A 12,376-nucleotide genomic window follows, 5' to 3' on the forward strand; every position below is an offset into this window, starting at 1 on the left:
AGCGCGGGCCCCGTCGCGTAGCGGGGTCAGTCCTCGCCCAGGTACGCCTTCCGGACCGACTCGTCGTGCAGCAGGTTCTGCCCCGTGCCCGACAGGACGATCTTGCCGATCTCCATCACATGGCCCTGATCCGCCAGCGACAGCGCCGCCTGCGCGTTCTGCTCGACGAGCAGGATCGTCGTGCCCTGCGCCTTCAGCTCGGCGATCGTCTCCATGATCTTCTGCATCATGATCGGCGAGAGCCCCATCGAGGGCTCGTCGAGCATCAGCAGCTTCGGTCGGGACATCAGCGCCCGCCCCATCGCCAGCATCTGCTGCTCCCCGCCGGAGAGCGTGCCCGCCGCCTGGTTGCGGCGTTCGCCGAGGATGGGGAAGAGGTCGTAGGCCTTCTGGATGTCCTTCCGGATCCCCTCAGTATCGCTCCGCAGGAAGGCGCCGAGCTGGAGGTTCTCCGCGATCGTCAGGCGGGGGAAGATGTGCCGCCCCTCGGGCGAGTGCGCGAGACCCAGCGCGACGATCTTGTGCGCAGGCACCCCGGCCAGCGGCTTGCCGTCGAAGCGGATCGAGCCGGCGAGCGGCTTGAGCAGCCCGGACAGCGTGCGCAGCGTGGTTGTCTTGCCGGCGCCGTTGGTGCCGATGAGGGTGACGACCTGGCCGGCTTCGACGCTGAACGAGATGCCCTTGACGGCCTCGATCTTGCCGTAGGCGACCCGGAGGTCCTCGACTTCGAGCAGTGCGGTCACTGGTCGTCCTCCGTACGTGCGGTGGTGCTCGGTGCCTCCGCGCCGGCTGCGGCGGCGGCCCCCGCCGCGGCCCCGGCGTGCGCCTCCGCCGCCTCGACCTCGGCGACCTCCTCGGCGCCCGGAGCGCCCTCGAAGGGCGTGCCGAGGTACGCGGCGACGACGCGCTCGTCGCCCTGGACGACCTCGGAGCTGCCCTCGACGAGCTTCTCGCCCTGGACGAGCACGGCGACGCGGTCGCACAGGTTGAAGATGAAGCGCATGTCGTGCTCGATGACGAGCACGGCGGTGCCCTGGTCCCGGATGGCGAAGACCAGTTCCTCGGTGGCTCGGGTCTCCTGCGGGTTCATGCCCGCGGTCGGCTCGTCCAGCAGCAGCAGACCGGGGTCGCTGGCCAGCGCCCGGGCGATCTCCAGCTTGCGCTGCTCGCCGTAGGGCAGGTTGCGGGCGAGGTGGTCGCGCTTGGCGGCCAGGCCGGTGAACTCCAGGAGTTCCATGGCCCGTTCCTCGGAGGCCCGCTCGGCCTTCTTGAAGCCGGGGCCGCGCAGCAGCGCGGACCACAGGCCCTCCTTGGTGCGGGTGTGCCGCCCCACGAGGACGTTTTCCAGAACGGTCATGTTGGCGAAGAGCCGGATGTTCTGGAAGGTGCGCGCGATGCCCGCCTGGGTGACCAGATGGGGCTTGGGCGGCAGCACGGTGCCCTGGTACGCGACGGTGCCCTCGGTCGGCACGTACAGCCCGGTGAGGCAGTTGAAGAAGGTGGTCTTCCCCGCGCCGTTGGGGCCGATGAGCCCGACGATCTCGCCGGGGTGCACTTCGAGGTCCACCGACCGTACGGCGGTGAGGCCGCCGAAGCGCATGGTGACGCCGGTGGCGCTGAGCACGGGCCCGGTGGGGCCGCCGACCGGGGTGGTCTCGGTGGTCGTGGTGGTCATCTCTCTCACGCCTCCGCCTTCGCCGTGCCGACGCCGGCCGCCGCTTCGGGCAGGCGCTGTTCGGGTACGTCGAGCTGGCCGGTCTCGTGGAACTCGAGCTGCTTCCTGCGGTCGGCGATCAGGCCCTCGGGGCGGAAGCGCATCAGGAGGATGAGCGCGATCCCGAACAGGAACAGCTGGTAGTCGGCCATGAACTGCATCTTGGCCGGGATGAGGTAGAGCAGCGCCGCGCCCACGATGGGGCCGCTGAGCGTGCCCATCCCGCCGAGGATGACTGCGGCCAGCAGGAAGGCCGAGTTGGGCGGTACGGGCCCGGCGAACTGGTACTGCTCCGGCGTCACGGTGTACGTGACGTGCGCCTGGACCGTGCCGGCGAGGCCCGCGAGGGCGGCGCCGAGGGCGAAGGCGAGGAGCTTGAGCCGGAAGGCGTTGATGCCCATGGCGGTCGCGGCGGTCTCGTCCTCGCGGATGGCGACCCACGCGCGGCCGATGCGGGACTCCCCGGCGCGGCGGAAGACGAGCACGACGACGGCGGTGACGACCAGCATCAGCAGGTAGTAGTTGCCGAACCGGCCGACGGGGACGCCGAGGATGGTGTGCTCGATCCCGAAGTCGAACCCGAAGAGGTTCAGGTCGGGCACGTTGGGGATGCCGGCTGAGCCGTTGGTGACATCGGGTCCTGTCGACCCGTTGAGGTTGTTCATGGTGATCCGGAAGATCTCTCCGAACCCGAGGGTGACGATGGCGAGGTAGTCGCCGCGCAGCCGCAGGGTCGGGGCGCCGATGAGGACGCCGAAGATCAGGGACACCGCCGCGCCGGTCAGCACCGCGGCCCAGAACGGGAACTGGACGCCGATGGTGGAGTCGCTGGAGCCGGAGACCAGCGCGGCCGCGTAGGCGCCGACGCCGAGGAAGGCGACGTAGCCGAGGTCGAGGAGGCCGGCGAGGCCGACGACCACGTTGAGGCCGAGCGCCACGGTCGCGAAGATCAGGATGTTCGTCGCGACCGAGGTGTACTGGTCGTTGGTCTGGGTGAAGGGGAAGCAGACGGCGGCGGCGAAGGCCGCGGCCAGCGTGACGTTGCGGTGCTTGGCGGTCAGCGCGGTGAGCCGGCCGATGAGCCCGGCGCGGTGCAGCGCGCCGAAGGCGAAGCCGACCAGGATGAGGTAGCCGATGAACAGCTCGCCGTACTCGGTGTCGATGCCGTACGTGAACACGTAGAGCCCGATGCCGAACGAGGCGGCGATGACCAGGATTTCGGCCCAGGAGGGCAGCGCCTGCGCGGGCCTGGCCGCGGTGGCGGCGAGGCTGCCCGTGAAGCGCTGCCAGCCGGTCGGCTTCTCCTCCTCGGTGGCGCGGTCGGCGGGGAGGCCGAGGGTGGCGAGGAGGGTGGCCAGGGAGGCGAGGCCCGCGGCCCAGCCGCCCGGTTCGAGGTTGGCCAGACCGCCGAGCTGGACCGAGATCGCGGTGATCGTGTACCAGGTCGTGCCGAGCGTGCCGAGCGCCAGCCAGAGGACGGGCGCGGTGGTGCCGGCGGGGGTGAGCCAGCGCAGGCCCTTGAACCCGTAGCCAGCCGCGGCGAACAGGGCGGTCAGCAACGCGCCGACGAGGGTGAGGACTTGGAGGCCGCCGGGGTAGCCGGTGACGGTGAGATCGCCGGGGAAGTCGTCGGTCCAGGTCCAGGCGAGGAAGGTGCTCGCGAGGGTGGCGGCGGCTCCGGCCGCGGTGGCGGCGCGGGCGGCCGCCGGGGGCAGCGGGAGGACGGGTGCGGTCCCGTGGGTGGTGGTCATGCGTATCACGCCCGATCCGCGACGCGTTCGCCGAGCAGGCCCTGTGGCCGCAACAGCAGTACCAGGATGAGGAGGACGAAGGCCCACACGTTCTTCCAGCCGCCGCCGCCGAACTGGTCCATGCCCGGGATGTGTTCGACGTACGCGGTGGCGAGGGCCTCGGCGACGCCGAGGACGAGACCGCCGAGCATCGCGCCGTAGATGTTGCCGATGCCGCCGAGGACGGCGGCGGTGAAGGCCTTGAGCCCCATGATGAAGCCCATGCGGAAGTCGACCTGGCCGGTGCGCAGCCCGTAGGCGACCGCGGCGACGGCGGCGAACGCCGCGCCGATGGCGAAGGCCATCACGATGATGCGGTCGGTGTTGATGCCCATGAGCTTGGCGGTGTCCGGGTCCTGGGCGGTGGCCTGCATGCCGCGCCCGGTGCGGGTCTTGGACACGAACAGGCCGAGCAGCAGCATGCAGATCGGGGCCGCGACGACCACGAACAGCTCGCTGCGCTGGATGTCGGCACCGAGGAAGTGGATCGGGTCGCCGCTGAACTGCGGGAAGACGCGGGCCTTCTTGGCGTTGGGGTACCACTTCCAGATGGCCTGCTGGAGCGCGATGGACAGGCCGATCGCGGTGATCAGCGGGGCCAGGCGCGGGGCGCCGCGCAGCGGGCGGTAGGCGAACCGCTCGGCGGCGACGCCGACGAGCACGGAGGCGGCCACGCCACCGAGGATCATCAGCGGCAGCGCCAGGAGCAGCGCGGTTCCGCTGGGGAGGGCCAGGTAGGTGGTCAGCGCGCCGAAGCCGCCGATCATGAATATCTCGCCGTGGGCGAAGTTGATGAGCTGGACAATGCCGTAGACCATCGTGTAGCCGATCGCGATGAGACCGTACATCGCGCCGAGGATGAGTCCATTGGCCAGCTGTTGCGGCAGTTCGTTCACCGCAGGGCCTCCGTGGGGTGGGACGGATGGGCTGTGCCGTTTGCAGAGACGCGCGAGGGCGCTGGTAGCGCCCTCGCGCGGCCTGTACGGGTGGTGCTGTGAAGTTGCGCTGGAAGGTGCGGAGTCGGTGCCGGGCGTCAGCCCGTGAACTCGCCGCTCTTGACGTTCTTCCAGACCTTCTGCTGGACCTTGTAGACGGTGATGGTCTTGTTCGTGGTGTCGCCGAACTCGTCGAAGGCGACGGTGCCGGTGACGCCGTTGAAGTTGACCTTGCTCATGGCCTCGACGACCTTGGCGCGGGCGTCCTCGGGCAGCTTGCCGCCGTTGTCCTGCACGACCGCCTTGACGGCCTGGATGACCGCCCAGCCGGCGTCGTAGGAGTAGCCGCCGTAGGTCTCGTACGGGTCGGCGTACTTGCTGGCGTTGTAGTCCTCGACGAACTTCTTGGCGGAGTCCAGGACCTCGACCGGCTCGCCGACGGAGGTGCCGAGGTCGCCCTCGGAGTTCTTGTTGAGCTTGATGAAGTCGTCGGACTTCATGCCGTCGCCGCCCATGAGCGGGATCTTGGCGCCGGAGTCCTTAAGCTGCTGGCTCAGCGGGCCGGCGGCCGGGTACTCGCCGCCGTAGTAGACGGCCTCGGCGCCGGAGCTCTTGACCTTGGAGACGACCGCGTTGAAGTCGCGCTCCTCGGGCTCCACCTTGTCGGTGCCGACGACCTTGCCGCCCAGCTTCTTGAACTCCTGGGTGAAGGTCTTGGCCAGACCGGCGCCGTAGGTCTTCTGGTCGTCGATGACGAAGACCTTCTTGATCTTCGCCTCGTTGAAGAGGTACTGGGCCGCGAACGGGCCCTGCACGGCGTCGGTGGTGGAGGTGCGGAAGTACGAGCCGAACTGGCGCTTCTTGGCGCCGGTCTGCCAGTCCTTGCCCTGGGTGAGCTCGGGGGCGGTGTTGGCGGGGGAGACCTCGGCGAGCTTGGCGTTGTCGAAGATCTTCTGCATCGACTGCGCCACGCTGGAGTTGAGCGGGCCGACGACGCCGATGACGTCCTTGTTGGCGACCAGCTTGGTGGCGTTCTGCTGACCGGAGTTGGGCTGGCCCTGGTCGTCCAGCGGCTCGATCTTGAACTCGACGCCGGGGACCTCGTTGTTCTTGTTGGCCGTCTTGGCGGCCAGGTCCACGGAGTTCTTGATGCCCTGGCCGAGTGCGGACAGGTCGCCCGTCAGGGGGACGGAGACACCGATGACGACCGTTGTCTTGTCGCCGTTCCCTTCGCCCCCTTTGCCCTCGTCGCGCGAGCCGCAGGCGGTGAGGGTGAGCGCTCCTGTGGTGAGCATGGTGGTGATGATGAGCAAGGAGCGGTTACGCACGATCAGTCCTTTCCCCAGGCGCGGCTTCCTCTGATGAGGTGCCGTCTGACGCGCCGGAAGAGAGAAACGGACTGTGCGAGACCCGGCGCGCGGTGACTGGCGGTGACTCTAAGCGCGTGGCGCGGCCGGGGGCAGAGGTGCAGGCCAGGATGTGACTGTCTTGTTATGACACAGGTCACGGTGGGGCGTCGATGTAGCGCCGATAACCAGTCGAATCGGGGCAATTGGCTGCAAGGCGTGAGGTCCGCATGGTGAGAAGTCGCAGTTCCGCTAAGCAGTTGCGGGTGTCCTGGCTCACATCGGATCGAAACCGGCGAAGGCTGTCACGGAGCGGTGTTGCGTGTAAGCGCCACGAAGGCGGCCTGCGGCCTCGCACATTGCGTGGATGTTACACAGTGTTACGGCTGCGGGGGTGCGGCCCGGGCGCCGTGAGGCCGCGGCCGCGGTCCGCGCGCGGCCTCTCACGACCGCGGCGCAGGCCTGGGGGCTCACGACCGCGGGCTCGGACTGTGGCTCAGGGCCGGCGCTGACGAATTGGCGCTCACGACTGCGGCGGCGCCTCGCGCAGCAGGCAGGTGAGCCGGGCCGAGCACACGCGCCGGTCCTGCTCGTCGCTGATCACGATCTCGTACGTGGCGGTGGACCGGCCCCGGTGCACGGGCTTGGCCACGCCGGTCACCAGGCCGGACCGAATCCCGCGGTGGTGCGTGCAGTTGAGGTCCACGCCGACCGCGATCTTGCCGGGGCCGCCGTGCAGCATCGCCCCGACGGAGCCCAGCGTCTCGGCCAGCACCGCCGAGGCGCCGCCGTGCAGCAGCCCGTACGGCTGGGTGTTGCCCTCCACGGGCAGGGTCCCGACGACGCGCTCGGGTGAGGCCTCCAGCACCTGCAGGCCCATGCGGTTGCCCAGGTGGCCCGCGGAGAACAGCGCGGGGAGATCGAGGCCCAGCCCGGCCCACTCGTCGATGATCTCCTGCGGGAACGCGACGCTGTTGTGCTCACCCATGGGGCCCGGCTCCGATCGTCCGCGGTCGCCCTGCGACCGCCAGCTGTTTCCCTGCAGGAGGCTTCTTACCAGGTGGCCTGAGCGAACGCTCAGTCCGGGCCCGGCTGTTCGAGGCGCACCACCAGCGACTTGCTGGTGGGCGTGTTGCTGGTGTCGGCGGTCGCCTCCAGGGGGACCAGGACGTTGGTCTCCGGGTAGTACGCGGCGGCGCAGCCGCGCGCGGTGGGGTAGTGCACGACCCGGAAGCCGGCCGCCCGGCGCTCGCTGCCGTCCCGCCACTCGCTGACCAGATCCGCGTACGAGCCGTCGGCCAGGCCCAGCCGGGCGGCGTCCTCGGGGTTGACCAGCACCACGCGGCGGCCGTTTCTGATGCCCCGGTAGCGGTCGTCGAGACCGTAGATCGTGGTGTTGTACTGGTCGTGCGAGCGCAGCGTCTGGAGCAGCAGGCGGCCTTCGGGCACTCTTGGGTATTCGACGGGCGCCGCGGTGAAGTTGGCCCTGCCGGTGGCCGTGGGGAAGCGGCGGTCGTCGCGTGGCGCGTTCGGCAGCGTGAACCCGCCGGGGCGGCGCACCCTGGCCTCGAAGTCCTCGAAGCCGGGCACGACCCGGGAGACGCGGTCCCTGATGCGGGCGTAGTCCTTCTCGAACTCCTCCCAGGGCGTGCGGCTCTCCTCGCCCAGCACCCGCCGGGCCAGCCGGCACACGATCGCCGGCTCGGACAGCAGATGGGGGCTGGCCGGCTCCAGCCGGCCGCGCGAGGCGTGCACCATGCCCATGGAGTCCTCGACGGTCACGAACTGCTCGCCCCCGCCCTGCAGATCGCGCTCCGTGCGGCCGAGGGTGGGCAGGATCAGGGCGCGGGTTCCGGTGACCGCGTGCGAGCGGTTGAGCTTGGTGGAGACGTGCACGGTGAGCCGGGCCCGGCGCATGGCCGCCTCGGTGACCTCGGTGTCGGGGGACGCGGCGACGAAGTTCCCGCCCATGGCGAAGAAGACCTTCGCCGAGCCGTCGCGCAGCGCGTGGATGGACCGCACCGTGTCCAGGCCGTGCTCGCGCGGGGGCGCGAAGCCGAACTCCCTCTCCAGGGCGTCCAGGAAGGCGGGGGAGGGGCGCTCGAAGATGCCCATGGTGCGGTCGCCCTGCACGTTGCTGTGCCCGCGCACCGGGCACACGCCAGCGCCCGGGCGGCCGATGTTCCCGCGCAGCAGCAGAAAGTTGACGATCTCCTGGATGCTGGGCACGGAGTGCTTGTGCTGGGTCAGGCCCATCGCCCAGCACACGATGATCCGCCGCGACTCCAGGACCATCCGCAGCGCCTGCTCGACGGCGGGCCGGGACAGCCCGGTGGCGCGCAGCGTCTCCGCCCAGTCCTGGGCCCTGGCCGCCGCCGCGAACTCCTCGAAACCATGGGTGTGTTCGGCGACGAACTCCTCGTCGACCGCCCCGTCCGCCTCCAGGATCAGCCGGTTGAGCGTACGGAAGAGGGCCTGGTCGCCGCCGATGCGGATCTGCAGGAACAGGTCGGTCAGGGCCGTGCCGCCGCCGGTGAGCCCGCGCGCGGTCTGCGGGTTCCTGAACCGTTCGAGGCCCGCCTCGGGCAGCGGGTTGACGGTGATGATCCGCGCGCCGCCCGCCTTGGCCTTCTCCAGCGCGGACAGCATCCGCGGGTGGTTGGTGCCCGGGTTCTGCCCGGCGACGATGATCAGGTCGGCGCGGTGGAGGTCCTCCAGCAGGACGGTGCCCTTGCCGATGCCGAGGGTCCCGGTGAGCGCCGAACCCGAGGACTCGTGGCACATGTTGGAGCAGTCCGGGAGGTTGTTGGTGCCGAACTCGCGGGCGAACAGCTGGTAGAGGAAGGCGGCCTCGTTGCTCGTACGGCCCGAGGTGTAGAAGACAGCCTCGTCGGGGGAGCCGAGCCCGTGTAGCTCCTCGGCGACGATGTCGAAGGCGCGCTCCCAGGGGACCGGGACGTAGCGGTCGGCGCCCTCGGCGAGATACATCGGCTGGGTGATCCGGCCCTGCTGGCCCAGCCAGTAGCCGCTGCGGGCGGCGAGGTCGGCAACCGGGTGGGCGGCGAAGAAGTCGGGGGTCACGCGGCGCAGCGTGGCCTCCTCGGCGACGGCCTTCGCGCCGTTCTCGCAGAACTCCGCGGCGTGCCGCCTGTCCGGCTCGGGCCAGGCGCAGCCCGGGCAGTCGAAGCCGTCCTTCTGGTTGACCTTGAGGAGGGTGAGCGCGGTCCGCCGCACGCCCATCTGCCGCTGCGCGGCCTTCAGCGTGTGCCCGATGGCGGGGAGCCCCGCCGCGGCGTGCTGCGGAGCGCCCACCTCGGGCGCGTCCTGAACCGGATCCCCTGCGGGGGGCTTGCCTGCCATTGACCCCGACCTCCTCGCTCGACCACCTCCCCTCGATCCTGCCACGCCGCCTCGCGGCGATGCGGGGCCTGTGGATAACCATCTCCGCCGGCGCGGGCGGGGACACCGTTCCGGTGTGGGCAGGCGTTCCGCAAGGGCGGAACGGGTGGGCACACCGGAACCCGCACTCGGCGCACGGGCCTCGCCCCCCACCGGAGCGTTGCCGCTCCGGAACGCCAACCTCACCCGGGGGCTGGGGTCTCGTACGCGGCTGCCCGCCGGTGGCCCCGTTGTGCCCACCCGTTCTGCCCTTAGCAGAACGCATGCCCACAACGTGGGCGAACCCTGCCGCCCACAGCGCGGCGTGCGCGCCCGCTCGGGCCGTCCCGCCCGCCCGGGCCGGGGTGTCAGTGATACGTGGCAGGATCGGGGGCGTGGCTGAGAACGTGACGAAGAAGACCGCAGAGACCGCCGCCGGAACCACGTCGGAGGCCAGACCCCGTCTGCTCCTCCTGGACGGGCACTCCCTCGCGTACCGCGCGTTCTTCGCGCTGCCCGCCGAGAACTTCAGCACCACCACGGGCCAGACCACGAACGCGATCTACGGCTTCACCTCGATGCTGGCGAACACGCTCCGCGACGAGCGCCCCACCCACCTCGCGGTCGCCTTCGACGTCTCCCGCAAGACCTGGCGCTCCGAGGAGTTCGCCGAGTACAAGGCGAACCGCTCCAAGGCGCCCGACGAGTTCAAGGGCCAGGTCGAGCTGATCGGCGAGCTGCTCGACGCGATGAACGTGACCCGCTTCGCGGTCGAGGGCTTCGAGGCCGACGACGTGATCGCCACCCTCGCCACCCAGGCCGAGTCCGCCGGCTTCGAGGTGCTGATCGTCACCGGCGACCGCGACTCGTTCCAGCTGGTCAGCGACCACGTCACCGTTCTCTACCCGACCAAGGGCGTCTCCGAGCTGACCCGCTTCACCCCGGAGAAGATCGAGGAGAAGTACGGCCTCACGCCCGCGCAGTACCCGGACTTCGCCGCCCTGCGCGGCGACCCGTCCGACAACCTCCCAGGCATCCCCGGCGTCGGCGAGAAGACCGCCACGAAGTGGATCAACCAGTTCGGCTCCTTCGCCGAACTCGTCCAGCGGGCCGACGAGGTCAAGGGCAAGGTCGGCGAGAAGCTCCGCGAGCACCTGGACGCCGTCAAGCTCAACCGGCAGCTCACGGAGCTGGTCCGGGACGTGGAACTGCCCGCGGGCCCCGACGCCCTGGAGCGCTCCCCGTACGACCGGCAGGCGCTGTCGGTGATCCTCGACGCGCTGGAGTTCCGCCACCAGAACTTCCGGGACCGGCTCATGGCCGCCGACCCGGGCGCGGTGGTGGAGGAGGCCCAGCCCGCCGCGGGCGTGGCCGTCGACGGCGAGGTGCTGGCCGCCGGCGGGCTCGCGCCCTGGCTGGAGCGGCACGGCGCCGAGCCGATCGGCGTGGCCACGGTCGACGCCTGGGCCCTGGGCAGCGGCAGCGTCAGCGAGGTCGCCCTGGCGATCGGCTCGGGCCCGGCCGCCTGGTTCGACCCGGCCGAACTCGACGCCGCCGACGAACAGGCCTTCGCCGCCTGGCTCACCGACCCGGCCGGGCCCAAGGTGATGCACAACGCCAAGGGCCTGATGCGGGTGTTCGCCGAGCACGGCTGGCGCGTCGAGGGCGTCACCATGGACACCGCCCTGGCCGCCTACCTCGACAAGCCGGGCCGCCGCTCCTTCGCCCTGGATGCGCTCTCCGTGGAGTACCTGGGCCGCGAGCTGGCCCCGGCTGCCGCGGAGAACGGCCAGTTGGCCTTCGGCGCCGACGACCTGGCCGAGAAGGACGCCCTGATGACCCAGGCCCGTACGGTCCTGGACCTGGGGGAGGCGTTCGGCGGCCGGCTCGGCAGCGTCGGCGCCGACAGCCTGCTGCGCGACGTGGAGCTGCCCACCTCCCGGATGCTGGCCCGCATGGAGCGGGCGGGCATCGCCGCGGACCGCGACTGGCTGGAGCGCATGGAGCAGCAGTTCGCCGGCGCCGTGCAGCAGGCCGTGAAGGAGGCCCACGCCGCGGTCGGGCACGAGTTCAACCTCGGCTCGCCCAAGCAGCTCCAGGAGGTGCTCTTCGGCGAACTCGGCCTGCCCAGGACCAAGAAGACCAAGACCGGCTACACCACGGACGCGGACGCCCTCGCCTGGCTGGCCGGCCAGACCGAGCACGACCTCCCGGTCATCATGCTCCGCCACCGCGAGCAGGCCCGGCTGCGCTCCACCGTCGAGGGCCTGATCAAGACCATCGCCCCCGACGGCCGTATCCACACCACCTTCAACCAGACCGTGGCGGCGACCGGACGGCTCTCCTCCACCGACCCGAACCTGCAGAACATCCCGGTGCGTACGGACGAGGGCCGGGCGATCCGCCGCGGCTTCGTCGTCGGCGAGGGCTACGAGTCCCTCCTGACCGCCGACTACAGCCAGATCGAACTGCGCGTGATGGCCCACCTCTCCGAGGACGAGGGCCTGATCGAGGCGTTCACCTCCGGCGAGGACCTGCACACCACCGTCGCCTCCCAGGTCTTCTCGGTGGCCAAGACCGATGTCGACCCCGAGATGCGCCGCAAGATCAAGGCCATGTCGTACGGCCTGGCGTACGGGCTCTCGGCGTTCGGCCTCTCCCAGCAGCTGACCATCTCGCCCGACGAGGCGCGCGGCCTGATGGACACCTACTTCGAGCGGTTCGGCGGCGTACGCGACTATCTGCGCCGGGTCGTGGACGAGGCGCGGGCCACCGGCTACACCGAGACCATCCTCGGCCGCCGCCGCTACCTCCCCGACCTCAACAGCGACAACCGGCAGCGCCGCGAGATGGCCGAGCGCATGGCCCTCAACGCCCCCATCCAGGGCACCGCGGCGGACATCGTGAAGATCGCGATGCTGCGCGTGGACGAGGCGCTGATCCGGGAGAAGCTGACCACGCGGATGCTGCTCCAGGTGCACGACGAAATCGTGCTGGAGGTGGCGCCCGGCGAGCGCGTCGCCGTCGAGGAGCTGGTGCGGCGCGAGATGAGCGGCGCCTTCCAACTCCGGGCCCCGCTGGACGTGTCGGTCGGCTCGGGCGCCGACTGGGAGTCAGCCGCGCACTGACACCCGCGTGCCCGGCCCCTGGCCGGACGTGTCCGGCTCCTGGTCGACCGGAGGCGACTCGGGGTGTACGCGGCGGCGGATCCGC

At 70.7% G+C, this 12,376-nt stretch carries 8 protein-coding genes; 1 reads left to right on the forward strand and 7 read right to left on the reverse strand.

The features are described 5' to 3' along the window. Positions 1-26 precede the first annotated feature (26 nt). From AOK16_RS10775 to AOK16_RS10805, 7 genes are all read right to left on the reverse strand, one after another. Positions 27-743 (reverse strand): ABC transporter ATP-binding protein, encoded by a 717-nt coding sequence (locus AOK16_RS10775; protein ID WP_055472028.1) that lies wholly within the window; start codon positions 741-743, stop codon positions 27-29. After that, a complete protein-coding gene (locus AOK16_RS10780) occupies positions 740-1,675 on the reverse strand; it encodes an ABC transporter ATP-binding protein (protein WP_055472029.1) in 936 nt (311 codons plus the stop codon). Before AOK16_RS10780 ends, AOK16_RS10775 begins: the two co-directional genes overlap by 4 nt. 5 nt (positions 1,676-1,680) lie before the next feature. Further along, entirely contained in the window at positions 1,681-3,465 is a 1,785-nt protein-coding gene (locus AOK16_RS10785) for a branched-chain amino acid ABC transporter permease (protein ID WP_055472034.1), read from the reverse strand. Between the two features lie 5 nt (positions 3,466-3,470). After that, positions 3,471-4,400: a branched-chain amino acid ABC transporter permease gene (locus AOK16_RS10790; protein ID WP_055472030.1), complete on the reverse strand. Its 930-nt coding sequence runs from the start codon at positions 4,398-4,400 to the stop codon at positions 3,471-3,473. Positions 4,401-4,537: 137 nt separating this feature from the next. Next, positions 4,538-5,767 (reverse strand): branched-chain amino acid ABC transporter substrate-binding protein, encoded by a 1,230-nt coding sequence (locus AOK16_RS10795; protein WP_055472031.1) that lies wholly within the window; start codon positions 5,765-5,767, stop codon positions 4,538-4,540. Positions 5,768-6,308: 541 nt separating this feature from the next. Next, a complete protein-coding gene (locus tag AOK16_RS10800) occupies positions 6,309-6,773 on the reverse strand; it encodes a PaaI family thioesterase (protein WP_055472032.1) in 465 nt (154 codons plus the stop codon). A gap of 89 nt (positions 6,774-6,862) precedes the next feature. Then, positions 6,863-9,145, reverse strand: a complete 2,283-nt coding sequence (locus tag AOK16_RS10805) for an FdhF/YdeP family oxidoreductase (protein ID WP_055472033.1) — start codon at positions 9,143-9,145, stop codon at positions 6,863-6,865. A 413-nt stretch (positions 9,146-9,558) separates the two neighbouring features. Between AOK16_RS10805 and polA the strand changes: the two genes are divergently transcribed. Then, positions 9,559-12,291 carry a DNA polymerase I gene (polA, locus tag AOK16_RS10810; RefSeq protein WP_240483513.1) on the forward strand — a complete coding sequence of 911 codons (2,733 nt, stop codon included), beginning with the start codon at positions 9,559-9,561 and terminating at the stop codon, positions 12,289-12,291. Positions 12,292-12,376 lie beyond the last annotated feature (85 nt).

Source organism: Streptomyces pathocidini (assembly GCF_001418495.1).
Lineage (GTDB): Bacteria > Actinomycetota > Actinomycetes > Streptomycetales > Streptomycetaceae > Streptomyces > Streptomyces pathocidini.